Genomic DNA, 19,519 nt, shown 5'->3' on the forward strand with positions numbered 1-19,519 from the left:
TACGCGTACTCATTCGCCGCTCGAACCCCCGGGCTAAACTGCGCGATTGTTGTCTGTTCTGTTGTTCCATGGTTCGAGAAAACGGGGGTCGAGGGAGCGTGACGTCCTTCGAAACGGAGTGGAATCGCCTCAAGCACGACGCGGGCGCGGATTCCTCCATGAAACTGGCGGGTGCGCCGGGAAGCGGCGGTGGAGGCGGCGGCGCGGGCGGGGTGAAATCCTCCAAGGCCGCCTGGACGAAGGCGGGCAGCGATGTCGGGCTGCTGGCCGGGACCGTGAAGAAGTCCCTGACGGGCGTGGACGGCAAGCAGCAGGGCCTGGGCGCGGCGTCGGGCGTGCAGAGCGCCGCGGCGCAGCGGGAGCTGTACGCGTCGTGGAAGCGGTATCTGGAGGGCGTCACGGGCAAGTGCGACGCCATCAAGGAGCGGCTGGAGAAGGCCGGCAACGCCCAGTACAAGAACGACGAGGCGATCAAGGCGGACTTCGACGCCCTGAAGAACACGTACAAGGACACCCCCGACGTGGGTGGCCAGGACAAGGGCCGGTGAACCGACCGTGGATTTCGCGGCGCTGAAGGCGCTCAAGCCCGCCGAGTTCGAGACCGCGGCGAACGAGTACCGCACGCTCAGCGGCATGGCCGGCACGGCGAAGGACAACATCGAGCAGCAGATCGTGGCGACGATGCGGAAGTCGCTGGAGGGCGATGCCGCGGAGGCGGCGTTCACCCAGCTCCGCATGCTCGGCCAGAACTTCCACTACACGCAGGTCGAGTGCGGTGTGATCTGCACGTCGCTCAAGGCGCTGGCGAGCTCGCTGGAGGCCGCGAAGAAGAAGCTGGACGCGGCGCTCCAGGACGCGGCGAACGAGAAGTTCACGGTGGCGGCGGACGGATCGGTGCACTACCCGCCGGGTGACAAGGAGGTCGACGGCAAGATTCCGCCCGGGGGATCGGTCACGGGTGGCGCCAAGGTCAAGCGGGACACGCCCGCGCCAATCAACCCGGCTGCCGACGCCGGCGACCTGGCCGCGGCCCTCCGGCGACAGTCCGCGGCCCAGGACCCGAACCCGCACCACGGCAAGGCGCTGGAGATAGCCGACCGCATAGCCCAGGCCGTCGCGGACGCGACGGAGGCGGACGAGCTGTGGGCGCCGAAGCTGCGGGCGCTCAAGGCGGACGACGACCTGACGGTGTCGGCCGGGGACTGGGTCGACGTCCAGAAGGACACGGCGGGGGCGCGGGAGGCGGCGAAGGACTACCTGGGGGCGATCAAGGCTCCGCCGGCGGCGGACGGCGACCCGCGCGTCGCCGCCGAGTGGTGGAAGGAGCTGTCCCAGGACCAGAAGGACGCGTACGTCTCGCTCCACCCGGCGAGCATCGGGGCGCTGAACGGCCTGCCGGCGGATGTCCGCGACGAGGCGAACCGGGTGGTGTTCGCGGAGAAGCGGGCGGAGTACCAGGCGCAGTTGGCGGCGATTCCGCCGGAGCCGAAGAACAAACTCAAGCGTCTCGGCCCCGACACCTACGTGTACACCGACGAGTGGCTCAAGTGGAAGAACGAGCAGAAGCCCAAGAAGGAAGCGCTGGAGTCCGCGCTGGCCGGTATGGCAACGATCCAGAATCGCTTCGACAGCACCGGCGGAAAGGACTCCCTTCCCGAAGCGTACTTGCTCGGATTCGACCCGTCGGCGAACAATAAGGACGGCCGGGTCATTATCGCCAATGGGAACCCGGACACCGCGGACCACACCGGGATATTCGTACCGGGCACCAAGACCGTTCTCGGGAATATCGAGGACGAGATGGATAAGTCGGACAAGCTGTGGGCGGAGAGCTCCAGGCTCACTCCCGGCAAATCGGTCTCGACCATCATGTGGTTCGACTACGACGCTCCGCGCTCGGCGGCTCCCGGCGACAGCGGGGACATTTTTCCCGAGGCGCGACTCGACGACTACGCGGCAAAGGGCGCGCCCGCCCTCCGGCGGTTCCTCGACGGCTCCGAGGCGGCCCATCAGACCGCCTCGGGGAACAGCTCGCACACCACCCTCATCGGTCACAGCTATGGCAGCACGCTCATCGGCGACACGGCCAAGTACCGGAGTCCGTACGCGGACGTCTGGTACAGCAACCCCCTGCCCGTGGACGACGTGGTAGCCGTGGGCAGCCCCGGCATGCAGGCGCAGCGCGCCGCGGACCTCGGTTTCGACGGCAAGCACACCTGGGCGATGGGCGGAGGCGGTGACGACACCTTCGTGCGGGAAGGAGGACGGAACGTGGGACTGGGCGGCAACAGGGTCATCCCCACGGACCCCGAATTCGGTGCGAACATCATGGAGAGCGATGCGGCCAGCCACGGCGGCTTCTGGGAGAGGACGGGCGAAGCCGTCAGCCTCAAGAACCAGGCGAGGGTCATCGCCGGCAGGTACGACGATGTCACGCTGAAGAGGGAAGCCCCGTAAATGACGCCGGTGCCCGGCACACGTGTCCGTACAAGCCTGGCGCTCCTCGCCGCGAGCGCCCTGATCATGACCGCGGGATGCTCTGCCATGGACGAGAAGCTCGACCCACGCACCTACGACCCGAAGCCGCGTGAGAGCGGTGAGGTCCAGGAGGAGATCGGCGCCCTGTCCAGCAGGGTGCTGGAGATGACCGGGATCAAGGGCAAGGTGACGGACACCGGACCGCTCGCCGGCTCGTGCGAGTCGGGCGGAGCCGACAAGAAGAAGTACCGCATGGTGACCCACCCGTGGTCGCTGTACGGGGTGGACAACACCGTCCTCGAGAAGGGGATGGACAACCTCGCCACCGAGCTGCCCAAGCGGGGATGGGAGATCACCAAGAAGGGGCCGGACAGCAGCAAGAACCGGAACCTGGAGATCAAGGCCGTCCACGGGCAGACGTACACCCTGATGGAGGCGGTCTGGATGAAGGGGCTCGACGGCCACGAGGCGATGATCGCCTTCAACCTGTACTCCCGGTGCTTCCTCGACCCCAAGAGGGCCGGCAGCACGCCTCCCGCGTCCTCCTGACGTCCGTCACCGCCCAGTCCCTGCGGATGGGCAGGAGAAAGGGGGTGGCGCGGGGTCGACCCTCGACTCAGTAGCTGATGTCGAAGAGCTGCGACGCCTTCTTGTCGGTCGCCTGGTAGTCCGCGCCACCCGCGCGGATCGTCGAGGCGATCTTGTCCAGGGTCTCCTGGATGTGCTTGCCACGCGCGTGAAACTGCTGGTCCGCGGCGTTGAACATCAGCTTCGCCTCACCTTCCCAGGTGTGCGAAACGGCCTCGACGGCCTTCCACATGTCGGAGAGGTTCTGGGCCACGACCTTGGCGGCGGCCTGGATGTCGTTCGCGGCCTGGTCGAGGGAAGCGTATGTGACCTTGAGGTCGACGAGATCGTTGGACATGTGTCCCCCACTCAATGGTGATGTACGGATATCCGGCGTGAGCGCGAGCGCCCGTCAGTAGCTGCTGATCTTGCTCGACAGGCCGTCGCTGACGCCGCCGAGGTTGTTCTGGCCCACGGCGAGGTGACCGCCGGCGGCGGCGCCGTTGACGTCGATCGACTTGAAGCTCGCGAGCACCTCGGCGTCGTTGTTCGAGCCCATGCGGCGGGTCGTGATGACCGCGTCGTGGATACCGTCGATCAGACGACGCAGCGCGTCGTGGTCCTCGTTGAGCGACCGCTGCGCGGTCGTGAAGGCCGCGGCACCGTCACCCTTCCAGCCGGCCTGAACGGTGGCGATGGTGTTCGCCAGGTTCTTCAGGTTCGTCGAGAAGTGCGTGCTCGTGGTGCTGATGGCGTTCTCGAACTTCTGGAACGCCTCGTAGCTAATTGACTGACTGCTCATGGTTCCACCTTCCCCGTTGAGTGAGTTGTCGGACGGAGCGGCCTTGGCGCCGCCCTGTCCTCCTTGGGACGGCATCGCGAGGATGCCCAGTTCCCTGTCGCGTCGAATCTATCCCGCACGGGCCGTTGTCCCCAATTGCTCGGGGAGCAAAGGAACTTATGCTCGCTTTCGACGGAATAGGGCGTATACGGCGAGAGCGAGTGCGGCTGCGGCACCGATCCCTGCGCCGATCCAGGCGATTTTTGCGACACCGCCCGAATTTTCTGTGTCGCGAGAGCCCTTGCGGTCTCTCGACTGCTCTCCCGCGGCCGCGGCGGGCTTGTCGTCCGCGGGTGTGGACGCGGAGGCGGCGGGGGGCGTCGACGGCTTCGACGCCAGCCGTTCCTGCGCGGCGGGCAGCGGGTTGACGTCCGCCGGGCCCGGGTTGCCCTCGCCCTGGAGGAGGACCCTCGCGGGGCGGATGGTGCCGTAGCCGATGTAACGGCTGGGCACCTTGCCCTCCGGCTTGCCGGCGGTCTCCATCATGACCCGCAACACCTGGTTGTTGGTCCAGTCCGGATGCGCGGCCCAGATCAACGCGGCGGAGGCGGAGGTGATGGCGGTTGCCTGGCTAGTGCCGTTTCCTTGGCACCAGCCGCTTGCACCGATGCACCGCCCTGGGATCGCCTCTCCCGGTGCAGCCAGAGCCACGTGTGGTCCATACGCGGAAAACTTGCTCGTCGTGCCGGTCTTGTTTGCTGCCCCCACGGCAACAACGCCCGGAAGCTTCGCAGGGTATTTACCCTCGTTGCCCTCCTCGCGATCGTTGCCCGAGGACGCAAAGACCAGCTTGCCCTTTTTGTTCGCCTCGTCGACCAGCTTTTGCACACCATCTTCCTCAAGCCCCAGATGCGTGGCGCCCTGAGAAATGCTGATGATCTTGGCATCGCTGGCGACGGCGGCTTTGAGTGCCTTATGCAGCGCCAACTCGAACCCGATGTCGCGATTACCCTTCAGGTCCTTGATCGGGAGAATCTTCGCTCCCGGCGCCACCCCTTGGACGCCACCCTCCGCGCCGGTGCCCGCAATAAGCGCGGCCATCTGCGTCCCATGACCATCGGTGTCGACATGAGCGCCCGTTGGAGCCTCGGTCACGTCGACACCTGGCAAAACCTGCCCTCGAAGTTCCGGCTTGGAAGCGTCAACACCCGAGTCGATCACCGCGACCGTTACACCGTCTCCCTTGCTGACCTTCCAGGCCTTCTCGATCTGCATGGCCCCGAAGTACCACTGAAGTGACCGCACGTCCTGAGCCACAGCCTGCGGCGCCGCGTAAGCCAGGGCCATACACACAAGGACGGACAAGGGGGCACACAACTGCATGCGCCGCCACAGGCCAAGGGGACGGACGTGCATCTCAGCGGCTCCTCGTTCTAATCCACAACCGGCGGAACCACGTTTCGGCGCCCCGCGGTCCAGGTCTCTTCGTCCTCGACCAGGTAGTCGGGCCGCTCCTGCGTACGGCCGTCCCCTCGGCGCTTCTGCTGAGCCGAGCCGGCCGCGCCGACAGGGCCCATCGCACCCGCCTGGCCACGGACGAGCCCGGAACCGCCCGGGGTGAACTCGGAACGGCTCTGCATCGAGGATCGAGCACCGCCCACCGCACCACCGGGCTGCGTGGTCAGTCGACGGCCGGCACCAGCGGCGCCCTGGCCGGGCATGCCACCGCCGACGGCTCCGCCGGGGTAGCCGCCCGCGCCCATGGGCCCACGCGTCATGCCGGCGCGCTCTTCGCCGATCACCATGCCCTGCGGCAGGCGCGGAGCCTTGGAGGAGCCGCTGACGGGAGCCGGCTTTCCGCCGACGATGCCTTCTCCTCCACCCATTCGGGGGACATCTGCACCGGCGGGAAAGGCGACACGGCTCGCTCGGCCTCCGCCAGACCTTCCTCCCTTGGAGTCACCACCAACGCCACGTAGAGACTTAGCGCCTCCACCTCCGTTGGCCACGGGCCCCGTTATGGGGGTCACCGGCACAGAGGGCGGCGGAACGACCATTTGCGCCGGAGGCGCAGGCGACACATGAATCGGCGCCGTGCTCGCCGGACGAAGCGATGTGTCCGGGAGTGGGGCAGGCGCCACGGTTGTTGAGTCGATAGAAGTGCCTGTGGAACGGTCAGCAGCAACAGTGTCCGGCAGTCGACGCTCCGACGCTCCAGCAACACCATCGATCCGCGCAGCGCCAACCCCTGGTGCGGTGCGGTTCGTCACAGCGGCCGCACCTACACCTGCGCCCCCTCCAATGGACGTCTGAGAGCCGGCGTTACCGAACCCAGGGCCACTCTCGGGCGGAGGAGGAAACATCGGCGGCTGCTGAGACATGATGTTCAGCCGCGACGCCTCGTAGAACGACGAGAGGCGAACCAGCTGCATCACCGCCTCCTGCCGCTTCGGCTCCGCCTCCTCGATCCGCTTCTTCTCCTTCTCCGCGTCGGCGTAGCACATCCCGTCCGGCTTGGGGACCGCCGCCTTCGCCGAGGCCAGTGCCGTGGCCGCGGTGGCCATCTCGCTGCCGACCTTGGTCGTGTAGACGCCCATGCGGAGCGTCTCCAGGGCCATGTCGTGGCCCCACTTGCGGAAGGACGACGCCGCTTCACCGCGCCACTCGACGCGGTCGACATAGCGCCGCAGGTCGTCGCCGATGCCGGTGATGGCCAGGCCCGCGTCGCTGAGCGCCTTGCCCGCGTTCGCGAGGTCGTCCGGCTTCGCGTCGGACACCATCGCATAGAGCTCTTCGAGTTTCTTGCCCTCGAACTCTCCGTAACCCATGTTCCCGTTCCCTCCCCTCAGCTGTACGCGTTGCCGGTGCCCGCGCCGCCGGTGTCGCCCTTGCCGGTGTTCGCGTCCGCCGTGTCCGTGCCACCGGTGCCGCCGGTGTCGGCCTTGCCACCGGTCCTCTGCCGCTCGTACACCTCGGCCGCGCGCTTCTGGATGGCCCGGAAGCGTGCCTCCTGGTCGGCGTCGATGTTGCCGTAACCGCGGTCGGATATCTGCACCGCGATACCGAGGGCCTCCAGCTGCTCCCCGAACGTCTGGGAGAGCGTCTGGAGTTCGGCGTGCACCTTGTCGTAGAGGCCGCCGAGGTCCTCCGCCGCGCTGAATCCCTTGCCGTAGGAGTGCCGGGAGACCTTCTGGCCGTCGATCTTGCTCTTGGCCGCCGGCGACTTCTCCAGATCGGCGATGATCTTGTCGATGCGGCCCTTGAACGCGGACAGCGTCTCGGCCTTGAGGGAGAGGTCCTCCCCGCCGACATCGCCGAAATTACGTCCCCCCATGCGAACCCCCTCGCCGCACCGCGCCGGTCACCGCGTTCATCCGCCCCGTCGCCTCGATCGTCTCAAACACAGTCAACAATAGTCTCAATTGCACTGCACAGCCGCTCATGAGCGGTCTCGCAACGGGCAGCTCCCCACCCCCAGCAGACACCCTAGAGGGAGCCTCTGACACGCACATGAGTACGGGTACCTAGATCCGGACTTCCCGTGCCGCGGCCGCCCGTGCCCGGCGCCGGCGCCAGTCCCGCAGCACGACCGCGGTGCCCGCGATGACCGTGATGAGGACCGCCGCACCACCCAGCACATACGTGGCCAGCCGCTCCCTGCGCTCCGCCGGCGTCTCCCCCAGCGTGAGCGCCGCCGGTTCGGGGTCGGCCGGGCCGTCGGACACGGCCGTGTCGGCGGTGGGCCGCTCCAGGGGCTTCTCGTCCTCGGTGAGGGCGCGGACGGGGTCGACGACGCCCCAGCCCACGAAGCGGTCGTGGCCCTTGACCGAGCGCTCGGCGGTCTGCTGGATCTGGGCGATCACCTGGTGCTGCTTCCAGTCCGGGTGCTTGGCGCGGATCAGCGCGGCGACCCCGGCCACGTACGGGGCGGAGAAGCTGGTGCCGTTGTCGACGCACTGGCCGCCCTTGGGCACCGTCGAGACCATGTCCACACCGGGCGCGGCGATGCCGACGAAGTCGCCGGACTGGGAGAACGGCGCGCGCTCGTTGTTGCGGTCGGAGGCGGCGACGGCGAGGACGCCAGCGTAGGCGGCGGGGTAGGTCTCCTTGATGTTGCCGTCGAGGCCGTCGTTGCCGGCGGAGGCGACGACGACGATGTCGGCCGCCTGGGCCTGTCGCACGGCGAGCGCGAGGTCGGAGTCCGGGCGCAGCGGCTTCGCGGTGTCCTGGGAGATGTTGATGACCCGCGCCTTCTTGTCGATGGCGTGCCGGATGGCCTGGGCGAGGGTCGCCGCGGTGCCGGTGCCCTTCTCGTCGTTCTGGCGGATGGGGATGATGGTGGACTCGGGGGCGAGGCCGACGAATCCGGTGCCGGCGCGGGGGCGGGCGGCGATGATGCCGGCCACCTTGGTGCCGTGGCCGACGGCGTCGTCCGTGCCGTCCTTGCCCTTTTCGATCAGGTCGGCGCCGCTGCCGGTGTCGACGGCCTCGGTGAGCTGGGGGTTGGTCTCGTCGACGCCGGTGTCGATGACGGCGACGCGGACCCCCTTGCCCTTGGTGTCCTGCCAGAGTTCGTCGAAGACGACCCTTTGCAGGGCCCAGGGGACGGCCTTGATCTGTTCCTTCATGGGGTACGTGCACTCGCCGCTGCCGTCCAGCGTCCACATGCCCGTACTGTTCGCGGCTCGCGGCCCACCCGTACGGTCGGCCGCCATCGCACCCGTACCGCTCGCCGCCGATGCGCCTGTCAGCAGTACGGCGGCCAGGGTCACCGTCATGGCTCGCGCCCCGGCCGTCCCACGCATGCTCGTCATCCGTTCTGTTCCTCCCCCGACTGCCACTACCGATCCACCGCTCTACCGCTGCCGCTCATCGACCGCGAGTCCGTCAGGAACTCTGCGGCTGCTTGGCGCTGTTGGTGTCGAGCCGGGGCCCCTTGGGCAGGAACTCGGACCAGTTCTCGGGGACGGGCACCGGCTTGACGTCCTTGTAGCCGAGCCGGGTCTGGGCCTGGTTGACGTTTCTGGCCTTCTCCTCGGCGGACAGCGGCTTGCCGTCGGAGCCGATCTTCGAGGTGTCCGTACTGCTGTCGTTGTTGGCCTGTACGGCGTAGCGCAGGCCGGTGTCGGTCACCAGGAAGATGGAGCCGGACTCGGTCTGGGAGCCCTGGAACTGGCGGTAGAGCAGCCCGGTGCCGGGGGTGACGTAGGCGCTGGTCGCGCCGTCGATGATCTTGGCGGGGTACTCGGTGCCGGCCCAGGTGGTCAGCTGCGTGGCGCCCTTGGCGTCCACGCCGTTGAGCACGGAGCAGACGGTGTCGCGGGCGCCGCTGCCGGTGCCGTTGGCCTGCGTGGGGACGCTGGTGGGCCAGCCGTTCTCGGCGGCGAACCACTGGGGGTCGTTCTCGGTGATGAACGAGGGTGTGCCGACGTCCTTAGGGCGGCCGTTCTGGCCGAGGGCCTTGGCGTCGGGGTTGCTGAGCAGCAGGCGGGCGACGAGGTCGGAGACGGGTGCGACCCGGCCGGGCAGCACGACGTACTGCTGCATCTGGTTGCCGGTCTGGGCGCGCAGGACCATGCCGACGCGGTTGAGGTCGCCGTCCAGGCCGGCGACGGCGGCGGGGGCGTTGAGCCGGCCCGGGAGCTTGGGGAAGGTGATCGGCGTGCCCTCGTGGAGGGTGGCGAGCCAGTCCTTGGTGACGCGCTGGGGCTGGGCGCCCTCGACGAAGAGGGAGCGCAGCAGGACCTGGTCGGCGGGCGAGACGCTCTCGCCCTTGGTGGAGCCGATGAGGTGGCGGGTGCCCTGGGGGGTGATCAGGTGGCGGGCGCCGTCGGGGCCCTCCACGTAGAGGGCGTCGCCGCCGCGCAGCTGCTCCTTGCCGCGGGCGAACTTGGCCTCGCGGTCGGCGAGGAGGAAGACGGCCTTCTGGACGGCCTTGCCGTCGCCGCCGGGCTGTTCGCAGGCGGCCCAGAGCTTGTTCTTGCCGGCTTCCTTGCCGCTGGGCATGCGGTCGGGCGCGTAGGGGATGCCGAGGGTGGCTCCACGCTGGATCTTGCCGCTGTCGAGCTCCCGCTCCGCCACCTTGATGACGGAGGACTTGTCGGGGTCGAGCAGGAGTTTGGCGGAGGCGAAGTTGAGCACCGGGTGGAGCCGGACCGTGTCGCCGGTCTTGAGGACGACATAGCGGGTCGTGGAGTCGCTGCCGATGATGACGTGCGCCCCGGGGGTGTCCCAGCCCTTGGGCGCCTTCGGTTTGAACATGCCCCAGGCCCCGAAGCCGGCCAGGATCAGCGCGCCGACGACCAGGCTCGGCAGTACGGCCTGCAGCGGCCTGGGGGCTCCCTCGTCCGTGCCCGCGGGGGACGGCTGAAGGAATGCCGCGATGGTCCGCTTCTTCGCGAAGGTGTAGGCGTTGAGCTCGTCCCGCCGTGATGCCATCTGCCGTTCTTCTCCCGATTGGTCGGCCGCTTCCCCCGGCCGTCGATGCCGGACCGAGCCCCTACTATGCCGGTGCGCGGGTGCGGCCCGCCGGTCGGGGCTCGGTTGGCGCCGCTCGGCCGCCCGGCGCGGCGGTTGGCCCGGCCGGAGCCGCGAAGGGCGCGCTTGCCTGCCGCTCTTCACGTTCGGGTACGGTGACCCACGGCCAATCGCACCGAGCGGCACCGGGTTCTAGGGCAACGTTTGACGTAAGGGGTCGTCCGGGGGATGAGTTCCGCGACACACACGCAGGGGCCCGCGGCAGCCGCCGGGGGAACCGCCGCCCTCCGTCGGCAGTCCCGGCCAGGAAATTTCGGTCCTTTCCGACTGCAACAGCTTGTTCTGCTGGAAACGGCCGCCGCGCTGCCGCTGGTGGCGTACGCCGCCGAGCGGGTGCTGCTGTGGCCGGCGGTGGCCGTCTCCGTGGCCGTGGTGGGGCTCGCGCTCGCCCGGCGGCGGGGCCGCCCGGCGCTGGACTGGCTGGCGACGGCAGGGGCCCTGCGGCGGCGCAACCGCCGTGCGGAGCCGGCGCCGCGCGGCACGGACCCGGCGCTCGTCCCGGCCGTCGAGTGCGATCCGGCGCTGCGCACCCTCGCCTTCACCGCCGGCGACCGGCGCACCGTAGGAATGATCGGGGACGGCACGTTCCTCTCCGTGGTCCTCCAGGTGCAGGGTCCCGCCACCGCGCTGCGCGGTGCCCGTACCGAACGCCCGCTGCCCCTCGATGTGTTGCACCAGGCGCTGGACGTCGACGGCATCCGTCTGGAGTCGATCCAGGTCGTTCAGCACACCCAGCCCGCGCCCGCGCCGCATCTGCCGGCCCAGTCGGTGGCCGCGCGCAGCTACGCGCCGCTCCAGGAGCGGTCCGGGGCGCCCGCGGTGCGGCTGACGTGGGTCGCGCTGAAGCTCGATCCGCAGCTGTGCCGGGAGGCGGTCGAGGCGCGGGGCGGGGGTGTCGAGGGCGCCCAGCGGTGTCTGGTGCGCGCGGCCGACCAGTTGGCGAGCCGGCTGGCGGGGCTGGGCTTCCGGGCCTCCGTACTGGACGAGGACGAGCTGGTGACCGCGGTGGCCACCTCGGCCTGTGCCAGTCCTGTCGCGACCGCGCAGTGGGCGCGGGCCGGCCAGCCCTCGCGCCGTACGGTCGAATCGGCCCGCTCCTGGCGGTGCGACGACCGCTGGCACACCACGTACTGGATCGCCCGCTGGCCGCAGCTCGGCTCGGGCGGTGCCGCGCTGCCCCAGCTGGTGGCGCTGCTGACCGCCACTCCGGCGCTGGCGAGCACCTTCAGTCTCACTCTGGGCCGGGGGGCGGGCCGGGCGCCGGCGATCACCGGTCATGTCCGTATCGCGGGGCGCAGCGACGACGAACTCGTGGCGGCCCGGCGGGAGCTGGAACGGGCCGCGCGCGGGGTGAAGGCGGGCCTGGTGCGCCTGGACCGCGAGCAGGTGCCCGGTCTGCTCGCCACGCTGCCCCTGGGAGGTGCTCGTTGATGGCCGCTTCGACCGGCATGCCGCAGGCCGGCTCGGCGCGGACCGGCTCGGCGCCGGCCGTGCCCGCGCCCCGGCCGGACGCCGACGACGACCGGCGCCGCCGGTTCGGGTTCGGTCTGCTCGGGCCCCGGCGGGAGCGCCATGTGCTGCCGCTGGAGCAGCTCGGCGCGCTCGCCCTGCCCGTCGGTGACGACGGGGTGGTGGCCGGGGTGGACGCGGGCGGCCGGCCGGCCGTGCTCGGCTTCCACCACCCGGTGCCGTACGACGTGGTGCTGGTGGGCGGTCTGTGGACGGCGCAGGTGCTGGCCCTCCGTACGGCCGCGACCGGTGCCCGGGTGGCCGTGGAGAGCGGCCGCCCGCAGGTCTGGTCGAACCTGGTGCAGGCGGCGGGCGGCGGACAGCCCTGTATGACGCTGCACGACGTGGGGCGGGTGCCGCCGCAGGGGCCGTCGGTCGGCAGCCCCGTTCTGGTGGTGCGCGACTGCGGCATGCGGCCGCCGAGGGGCCGGGTGACGGCGCTGCCCTGGCAGTCCGTGCTGACGCTGCTGCCCTATCTCAGTCCGGTCGCGCCGCGGCTGCTGGAGAACGCGGATCTGGTGGGCGTTCAGCGGGTGTCGCCGGACGAGGCCGCGCAGATCGGCCGCATCCTCGGGCTGACGGCCGCGGAGGTCGAGGGGCTGTCCTCGCTGCCGGACGGCGTGACACTGTGGTGCACGCGCCGCGACCGGCAGTTCGTGGCCACCCAGCCGACGGACGCGGAGTCCGGGCTGCTGGGCGCGCCGCGGCGCATCGACTGACGGCGCCACCGGCCGCGCGCCACCGGCCGCGCGCCGGCGACCGCGCCCGTCGGCCAGGCGCCGGAAGGCGATGCGGCGGAGGAGGACGCGGCGGCGGGCACAAGGGCGGCGGCCGTCCGTACGGAGGCCGGGCCGCGCGGCTCACGGCGTCGCAACGGTGCGACGCGGCGGGGGACGTGACGCCGTACTGCTGCCCGGGAGGCGCCCCGCACCCGTGATGGGCGGTCATGTCGGGCTTGTCCGGGCCCGTTCTCACGGTGCGGCACTCCGGTGTGACCGCGGGTCAGCGCCGGGCCCGACGCTCCGCGGGGCGGCCCCGGCCCGGCCCGGCACGGGATGACGCACCGGACCCCCGGGTGATTAGGCTGGGCCCAGCCATGGGGGGTGTCACACGGACGGCCGGGTCGCCGGCGCACGACAGCCCAGTCACGGCACAACAGGGGTGCAGGACCACACCAGGAGGCATTGTGAGCAGCGATCGGGACGAGATCCGCGCGGGCGGAAGCACACCCGGCGAGGATCGGTCCGACGCGGAGCCCGAGCACACGGGCGAGTTCACCATCGACTACACCCCGCCCGCCTGGTACACGCAGAACGCGCCCGGTACGGCCGCCGGTGACGCGGGCTCGGAGCGGGGCCCGGCGGGCGGCGGCGAGGACGCGGCTGCGGGACCCGCGGTCCCGGTGCCGGTTCCGGCCCCCGTGTCCCCTCCGCCGCCCACGGGCGACCCGCTGCCCATTCCCGCGCCGACCGGCGCGCCCCTCGCGGTGACCGGCACGCCGGGCCCGGGAGCCGAGCCCGTGGGGCCCTCGGCGCCCCCTTCCTCTCCGGCGGAGGCCGCCCTGGACGCACCCCGTACGGACGGGGCCGACGGTTCCCGGGAGAGTGGTGCGGACGGTGTCGGCACGGCCTCGACCCGTACGGATGACTCCGGCGCCACGTCCGACAGTACGGCTGACTCCGGCGCGGCCTCGACCCGTACGGACGACTCCGGCGCAGCCTCGACCCGTACGGACAACGCCGGCGCGGCGTCCGACAGTACGGATGACTCGGGCGCAGCCTCGATCCGTACGGGTGACGACGTCCCGTCCCCTGAAGGCGACGGCAGTTCCGCCGTGGAGCCCTCCGCGCCGCAGGCCGGGCCGACCGGCGCCCTGATCAGTGAGCGCACCATGCGCTTCACCGCGGCCGCCGTGCAGCGCGAGATCGACCAGCGGGTGGCCGCGGCAGCCGCCGCCAAGGGCGAGAGCGCTCCGGGCGCCGACGCCACGGCGGACGGCCACGACGCGGCCGAGACCCGGCCCGGCGACGCCCCGGCCGACAGCGCCCCCTCCCTCGCGAAGGCCGACGGCGGCTCCGCCGGCCGCACGGACGGCGCCGGCACCACCACGGGCGCGGGCACCGCCCCCGAGGGCGCGGGCGACCGCTCCTCGGTCGAGTCCGCCCCGGCCGACGGCGAACCGCGCGACGCCGTCCCCTCCGCACAGGCTCAGGACGACCCGGCATCCGTACGGTCCGCCGGCGCCGCGCCGCAGCCGCCCGAGCAGGGCCCGGCACCGCACCCCGCGGACGCCGCCCCGGCGGCCGGAGCCTGGCCGCCGCCCCACCCGGCGCCCCCGAACGCGCTGCCGCCGCTGCCGCCGTCCTTCGAGGCCGCCGACCCGCAGCAGGCCCCCGGCGCGCCCGCCGCGCCCATGGCGGGGAACCCGGCCGTGAACCCGGCCGGGCCGCAGGGCGGTTACGGCTTCCCGCACCCCGGCGCACCGGGCGCCCCCGGCCCCGCGGCGGAGAACGGCCCCCTGGGCCAGCAGCCGCCCGCGCAGCCCGTCGCGCCCCCGGCGCACGCCCCGGCCGCGGGCCCGCAGGGCGCCCCGCTGCCGCCGTACGCGGGCCCCTGGCAGCCCCAGCAGGCCCCGGGCGCCCCCGCTGCCCAGCCCGGCTTCCCGCCGCACGCCCCGCAGCCGGGCCCCGACGGCCAGGCCGGTCCGCCGGTGCCCGGCGCCCCGCAGGGCGGCCACGCGCCCGGATACGGCTTCCCGCACCCCGGCGGCGCCCCCGGCGCCCCGGCCTTCCCCGGCGCTCCCGGGCACCCCGGTCAGTCACAGCAGCCCGGCCTGTCGCCGCAGCCCGGCGCGCCCGCCGCCATGGCCCAGCAGGGCGCCCCCGGCCAGCCGCCCGCCCCGTACGGGCAGCCCGGCTACGGCTACCCCCAGCAGACCGGCACGCCCGGCTTCCCGCCCGCCCCGCACGGCGCCACCGGCCCGAACGCCCCCCAGGGCGCGCCCGGTTGGCCCCAGGGTCCCGGGGCGGGGCAGCCCGGCCCGGCAGCCGGAGAGGGCGGCGCGCCGCAGGGCGCCCCGCAGCCGTTCCCGCAGCAGGGACAGAACCACCCGGGACAGCCGCAGTACGGACAGCCCCACCCCGGGCAGCCGCAGTACGGGCAGCCCGAGCCGGCGCAGGCGCCGCAGGGTGAGGGGCAGGGGCAGCCCGGAGGCCAGGAGCAACCGCCCTCGCCCCTGCAGCAGCCGCTGCCGCCGCAGCAGCCCGAGGCGCGGGACGCCGCCCCCGCGGGCCCCGTGGACCCGCGCACCGGCGGCTGGCCGTCCGTCACGCCCGAGCAGCGCCAGCGCTCCGTGCACGGGGCGCCGCTGGGCTACACCGCGGCCGTGGAGCTGTCGTCGGACCGGCTGCTGCGCAACACCAAGCAGAAGCCCAAGAGCAAGAACCCCGCGGGGGGTTCGCGGTTCAAGTTCGGCGGCAAGGCGGCGGAGGCCGAGCGGCAGCGCAAGCTGGAGCTGATCCGCACGCCCGTACTGTCCTGCTACCGCATCGCGGTCATCAGCCTCAAGGGCGGCGTCGGCAAGACGACGACCACCACCGCCCTGGGCTCGACGCTCGCGAGCGAGCGCCAGGACAAGATCCTCGCGATCGACGCCAACCCGGACGCCGGCACGCTGGGCCGCCGGGTGCGCCGGGAGACGGGCGCGACGATCCGCGACCTGGTGCAGGCGATCCCGTACCTCAACAGCTACATGGACATCCGCCGGTTCACCTCGCAGGCGCCCTCCGGTCTTGAGATCATCGCCAATGACGTGGACCCGGCGGTCTCCACGACCTTCAACGACGAGGACTACCGCCGGGCCATCGACGTGCTCGGCCGGCAGTACCCGATCATCCTCACCGACTCCGGCACCGGGCTGCTGTACAGCGCGATGCGCGGAGTACTGGACCTCGCCGACCAGTTGATCATCATCTCGACGCCGTCGGTCGACGGCGCCAGCAGCGCCAGCACCACCCTCGACTGGCTCTCGGCGCACGGCTACGCCGATCTGGTGCAGCGCAGCCTCACGGTGATCTCCGGGGTCCGGGAGACCGGCAAGATGATCAAGGTCGAGGACATCGTGTCGCACTTCGAGACGCGCTGCCGGGGCGTGGTGGTCGTGCCCTTCGACGAGCATCTGTCGGCCGGCGCCGAGGTCGACCTCGACATGATGCGGCCGAAGACGCGCGAGGCGTACTTCCATCTCGCGGCGCTGGTGGCCGAGGACTTCGTGCGGGCGCAGCAGGAGCAGGGGCTGTGGACCGCGGACGGCAACCCGCCGCCGCACATGGCGCCGCCGATGCCGGGCCAGGTCTCCCCGCAGCCGATGCCGGGCACGCCGTACGGCGGTCCGCAGCCGGGCGCCGCCGGCGACCCGGGTCAGCCGGGGCACCCGGGCCAGCCCGGGCACCCCGGGCAGATGCCGCAGCCGCAGGGGCACCCGCCGTACGGTCAGCCGCCCATGGCGCCCGGGCAGATGCCGGCGCCCGCGCCCGGTCAGCCGGGGGGCTACCCGCAGCAGGGCTGGCAGCAGCCGCAGCAGCCGGGCGGTTACGGGTTCCCGCCGCCCGCCGCGCCCCAGCAGTAGTCACAGGCTGCGGAAGAGGCACACGAACGCGAAAGGGGCGCCGTCCTCCGGCCGAGCCGGGGGGCGGCGCCCCTTCGCACGTTCTCGCGCGTTCGCCGTCCGGTGCCGGACGCCGGCTGCCGGGCGCCAGGTGTCCGGGCGCCAGGTGTCCGGCCTCGTACGACGGGCCGATCCGGCGCGTCAGCGCTCCTCGCGCCGCGCCCTGGCCGACTCATGCGCGTCGATCAGCACCCGCGCCCGCTTCACATCGTCCGCGATGCCCTCCAGCAGCGCGTCGATCGTGGCGAACTTCTTCTGGCCGCGCAGATAGGCGAGGAAGTCCACGGCGACATGGAGCCCGTAGAGGTCGAGGCCCTCGCGGTCGATCGCGTACGCCTCCACCGTGCGCTCGGTGCCGTCGAACTGCGGGTTGGTGCCCACCGAGATGGCCGCGGGCATCGACTCCCCGTCGACCTCCAGCCAGCCGGCGTAGACGCCGTCGGCCGGGATCGCGGTGTGCGGCAGCGTCTCGACGTTGGCGGTCGGATAGCCCAGCTCCCGGCCGCGCTGCGCGCCCCGCACCACCACGCCCTCGACGCGGTGCGGACGGCCGAGGATCTCCATCGCGCCGGTCATGTCGCCCTCGGCGACCAGGCGCCGGATCAGGGTCGAGGAGAACGGCTCGCCGCCGCCCGCGGTGCCCCGCTCGAACAGGTCGACGACCTCGACGGCGTAGTCGTAGGTCTCGCCGAGTTCGGCGAGGGAGGCGACGGTGCCGGCCGCCCGGTGGCCGAAGCGGAAGTTGGGGCCCTCGACGACGACCTTGGCGTGCAGCTTGTCCACCAGCACCTTGACGACGAAGTCGGCGGGCGAGAGCTTGGAGAACTCCGCGGTGAACGGCAGGATCAGCACCGCGTCGACGCCCAGCTCCGCCATGAGCTCGGCGCGCCGGTGGTGCGGGGCGAGCAGCGGCGGGTGGCTGCCGGGGCGCACGACCTCGCTGGGGTGCGGGTCGAAGGTCACCACGACCGACGGCACGCCGAGCTCGCGGGCGCGGGCGACCGCGCGGCCGATGAGGAGCTGGTGCCCGCGGTGCACGCCGTCGTAGGAGCCGATGGTGACGACGCTGCGTCCCCAGTCCTCGGGGATGTCCTCCAAGCCACGCCAGCGCTGCACTGTGACCGCTCCTCGCCCGAACCTGTGTAGGTGATGCCTATGGATTGCGCAGGTCTAAGACTGCCATGCCGGGTGGCGGCGGCCCGCATCGGTATCCGTCCCCGCAGGTGGGAGGGGTTGAGCGGCGTGGTCGCGGGCGGTCGGGGGCGCTAACTCGGCGGTGCCGCCGGGCGGTGGCGGTACGAGGCGGGCCGGTGGGGCGCAGCGGGCGGCGGGGATGGGCGGGCCGGCGGCGCCGGAACGTGAGCCGGAAGCGGAGCCGGCACCAGGAGTCCTGAGCTCGACCGCCGCGCGCGGATCGACGGCAGTACGGGCGTCGGCCTCCTGACCGCCGTTCGTACGGGCGCTGGCGCCCGGCCCCTCGTCCGTACGGTCGTCCGTCCCGCCGCCGCCGTCCGTACGGAGGCCGCTCCCCCACGCCTCGTCCGTACGGGCGTCGCTCCCCCACGCGCCATCAGTACGGACGTCGGGGAGCGTTCGGGGCGCGGGGCCGGCGAGGCCGGGGGCCCCCGCCGGGCGACGGGCCGGGCGACCGGGGCCCTCCTCGGCCAGGGTCTCCACCATGGCGCGCGCGCCGGGGCCAACGACCGGCGCCCACTCCGCGGGGGCCGAGCCCAGCCAGCGCCGCACCAGCCGTGCGAAGCCGGGAACCTCGCGGGCCAGCTCGACGATGCGGCGGTCGAAGCAGGCGGCGCCCTCGGGCGTGCGGACCAGCAGCATGCCGGTGCGGTGCACCAGATCTCGCGTCCGGACCTCGGGCCGGCGGGCGGAGGCCCGGGCCACCGCGCTGAGCAGCGCGTCCAGGACGGCGGGGTCGCGCTCCTGCCGGCCGAACTCCTCGTGCTCCAGCAGCACCTCCAGCAACTCCTGCCGCAGGGGCCGCGAGATCCGGGTGCCGGGCGCCGCGAGCACCGGGGCGAACGCGCACCGCACCTGCGGCGGATGGTTCCTGAGCAGGGCACTGACCAGGGGGAAGAGCACCGCCCTGGCCTCCGGCCCGTGCTCCAGGCGGCGGTCGACATAGGCGGCCGCGTGCACCGCGTCGGCCGGCCGGCTCGCCACGTGCTCGCGCACCAGCGTCGCGACGCGCCGCGCCAGTGCCGGGGTGCGCACCTGGGCGAGCGTGTCCAGCACCTCGCCCACGACGCCGCCCTCGGCGCCCTCCGCCGCCTCGGCGAGACGGGACCGGAAGGCCGCGAGCACCGCGTCGGGGTGGCTGTCCAGCGCGGGCGCGAGGGCCTTGGGCGGCAGATGCGGGTCGCCGGCGGCGAACCGGTCCAGCGCCTGCGGCAGATGACGGGCGCGGCTGTCCGGGTCGAGCACGAGGAGCGCGAGGGCCGCGCCGTGCAGCGTGCAGTCGGTGGGGCGGGCCAGCATGGCGAGCGCGGCGTACCGGAGGATCTCCCGGTCCGCGGCCGTCCGCACGTGCGGGGCGGCGAGCAGCCCGTACGCGGCGGCGGCCACATGGCGTTCGACCCGCTCGTCGTGGGCCCAGCGGTCTATGGCCCGGCACACGGCGGAGGGCTCGTCCTCGGCCAGCGCGGCCAGCAGTTCGTCGGCGCGCGGGTGGGCGGCGTCCACCAGCGCCTCGGCGAGGTCGTCGACCGCGCGGTGGCGGTGGGTGTGCAGCAGCGCCTGGGCCGCGGCGGCGACGGTGAGCGGGACGGGCGCGGCGTGCAGGGGCCGGTCGTCGTCGAACCAGCGGCACAGCAGCGGCTGTACGGTCTGCGGGTCCGCGCAGAGCAGCCGGCCGACCGTGTCGATGAACCGGCCGGGCCGGCCGCCGGGGCGCGCGGCGGCGGTCGGTGGCTTCGAACGGGTGGGCCTCGACGACTTCGGGCCCTGGTTCTGGACCCGGCTGGCCC

The 19,519-nt window shown here is 72.4% G+C and carries 14 protein-coding genes and 1 pseudogene; 6 read left to right on the plus strand and 9 right to left on the minus strand.

Going from position 1 to position 19,519, the window contains the following annotated elements; translation table 11 throughout:
• Positions 1 to 98: 98 nt before the first annotated feature.
• The 3 genes from ACSNOD_RS06280 (at position 99) to ACSNOD_RS06290 (ending at position 3,027) form a co-directional block, all read left to right on the plus strand.
• Positions 99 to 548 (plus strand): hypothetical protein, encoded by a 450-nt coding sequence (locus ACSNOD_RS06280; RefSeq protein ID WP_436765741.1) that lies wholly within the window; start codon positions 99 to 101, stop codon positions 546 to 548.
• A complete protein-coding gene (locus ACSNOD_RS06285; protein WP_436765742.1) occupies positions 526 to 2,457 on the plus strand; it encodes an alpha/beta hydrolase in 1,932 nt (643 codons plus the stop codon). The genes ACSNOD_RS06280 and ACSNOD_RS06285 overlap by 23 nt, the downstream gene beginning before the upstream one ends.
• An 87-nt stretch (positions 2,458 to 2,544) precedes the next feature.
• Entirely contained in the window at positions 2,545 to 3,027 is a 483-nt protein-coding gene (locus ACSNOD_RS06290; protein ID WP_436765743.1) for a hypothetical protein, read from the plus strand.
• Between the two features lie 67 nt (positions 3,028 to 3,094).
• Here ACSNOD_RS06290 and ACSNOD_RS06295 read toward each other — a convergent pair whose 3' ends face one another.
• The 7 genes from ACSNOD_RS06295 to eccB all read right to left on the minus strand — a co-directional run bounded on the left by ACSNOD_RS06295 (position 3,095) and on the right by eccB (position 10,264).
• Complete coding sequence (locus ACSNOD_RS06295; protein WP_436765744.1) at positions 3,095 to 3,403, minus strand: WXG100 family type VII secretion target; 309 nt, start codon at positions 3,401 to 3,403, stop codon at positions 3,095 to 3,097.
• 54 nt (positions 3,404 to 3,457) lie between these two features.
• Entirely contained in the window at positions 3,458 to 3,847 is a 390-nt protein-coding gene (locus tag ACSNOD_RS06300) for a WXG100 family type VII secretion target (protein ID WP_436765745.1), read from the minus strand.
• A 156-nt stretch (positions 3,848 to 4,003) separates the two neighbouring features.
• Positions 4,004 to 5,101, minus strand: a complete 1,098-nt coding sequence (locus ACSNOD_RS06305; RefSeq protein WP_436765746.1) for a S8 family serine peptidase — start codon at positions 5,099 to 5,101, stop codon at positions 4,004 to 4,006.
• 158 nt (positions 5,102 to 5,259) lie between these two features.
• A complete protein-coding gene (locus ACSNOD_RS06310) occupies positions 5,260 to 6,654 on the minus strand; it encodes a hypothetical protein (RefSeq protein WP_436765747.1) in 1,395 nt (464 codons plus the stop codon).
• A gap of 17 nt (positions 6,655 to 6,671) precedes the next feature.
• On the minus strand, positions 6,672 to 7,160 hold the full coding sequence (locus ACSNOD_RS06315) for a hypothetical protein (protein WP_436765748.1): 489 nt from the start codon (positions 7,158 to 7,160) through the stop codon (positions 6,672 to 6,674).
• A gap of 190 nt (positions 7,161 to 7,350) precedes the next feature.
• Entirely contained in the window at positions 7,351 to 8,631 is a 1,281-nt protein-coding gene (mycP, locus tag ACSNOD_RS06320) for a type VII secretion-associated serine protease mycosin (RefSeq protein WP_436765754.1), read from the minus strand.
• Positions 8,632 to 8,713: 82 nt separating this feature from the next.
• On the minus strand, positions 8,714 to 10,264 hold the full coding sequence (eccB, locus tag ACSNOD_RS06325; protein WP_436765749.1) for a type VII secretion protein EccB: 1,551 nt from the start codon (positions 10,262 to 10,264) through the stop codon (positions 8,714 to 8,716).
• Between the two features lie 267 nt (positions 10,265 to 10,531).
• On the opposite strand from eccB, the gene eccE reads away from it, so the two are divergent.
• From eccE to ACSNOD_RS06340, 3 genes are all read left to right on the plus strand, one after another.
• On the plus strand, positions 10,532 to 11,794 hold the full coding sequence (gene eccE / locus ACSNOD_RS06330; protein ID WP_436765750.1) for a type VII secretion protein EccE: 1,263 nt from the start codon (positions 10,532 to 10,534) through the stop codon (positions 11,792 to 11,794).
• Entirely contained in the window at positions 11,794 to 12,591 is a 798-nt protein-coding gene (locus ACSNOD_RS06335; RefSeq protein WP_436765751.1) for a hypothetical protein, read from the plus strand. Before eccE ends, ACSNOD_RS06335 begins: the two co-directional genes overlap by 1 nt.
• A 467-nt stretch (positions 12,592 to 13,058) precedes the next feature.
• Positions 13,059 to 16,499 carry an SCO5717 family growth-regulating ATPase gene (locus ACSNOD_RS06340; protein WP_436765752.1) on the plus strand — a complete coding sequence of 1,147 codons (3,441 nt, stop codon included), beginning with the start codon at positions 13,059 to 13,061 and terminating at the stop codon, positions 16,497 to 16,499.
• 180 nt (positions 16,500 to 16,679) lie between these two features.
• Here ACSNOD_RS06340 and ACSNOD_RS06345 read toward each other — a convergent pair whose 3' ends face one another.
• Together ACSNOD_RS06345 and ACSNOD_RS06350 are read right to left on the minus strand one after the other, a co-directional pair.
• A complete protein-coding gene (locus tag ACSNOD_RS06345) occupies positions 16,680 to 17,654 on the minus strand; it encodes a bifunctional riboflavin kinase/FAD synthetase (protein WP_436765753.1) in 975 nt (324 codons plus the stop codon).
• A 54-nt stretch (positions 17,655 to 17,708) separates the two neighbouring features.
• A pseudogene (locus ACSNOD_RS06350) lies at positions 17,709 to 19,519 on the minus strand (hypothetical protein); the annotation flags it as partial.

The sequence above is a fragment of the Streptomyces sp. URMC 123 genome (assembly GCF_051386515.1).
Lineage (GTDB): Bacteria > Actinomycetota > Actinomycetes > Streptomycetales > Streptomycetaceae > Streptomyces.

Bases quoted from the DNA above. Each gene is read 5' to 3' on its own strand.
- ACSNOD_RS06300 (WP_436765745.1), bottom strand. From the start codon at position 3,847: ATGAGCAGTCAGTCAATTAGCTACGAGGCGTTCCAGAAGTTCGAGAAC.
- eccB (WP_436765749.1), bottom strand. From the start codon at position 10,264: ATGGCATCACGGCGGGACGAGCTCAACGCCTACACCTTCGCGAAGAAG.
- mycP (WP_436765754.1), bottom strand. From the start codon at position 8,631: ATGCGTGGGACGGCCGGGGCGCGAGCCATGACGGTGACCCTGGCCGCC.
- ACSNOD_RS06305 (WP_436765746.1), bottom strand. From the start codon at position 5,101: ATGCAGATCGAGAAGGCCTGGAAGGTCAGCAAGGGAGACGGTGTAACG.
- ACSNOD_RS06315 (WP_436765748.1), bottom strand. From the start codon at position 7,160: ATGGGGGGACGTAATTTCGGCGATGTCGGCGGGGAGGACCTCTCCCTC.
- ACSNOD_RS06295 (WP_436765744.1), bottom strand. From the start codon at position 3,403: ATGTCCAACGATCTCGTCGACCTCAAGGTCACATACGCTTCCCTCGAC.
- eccE (WP_436765750.1), top strand. From the start codon at position 10,532: ATGAGTTCCGCGACACACACGCAGGGGCCCGCGGCAGCCGCCGGGGGA.
- ACSNOD_RS06290 (WP_436765743.1), top strand. From the start codon at position 2,545: ATGGACGAGAAGCTCGACCCACGCACCTACGACCCGAAGCCGCGTGAG.
- ACSNOD_RS06310 (WP_436765747.1), bottom strand. From the start codon at position 6,654: ATGGGTTACGGAGAGTTCGAGGGCAAGAAACTCGAAGAGCTCTATGCG.
- ACSNOD_RS06335 (WP_436765751.1), top strand. From the start codon at position 11,794: ATGGCCGCTTCGACCGGCATGCCGCAGGCCGGCTCGGCGCGGACCGGC.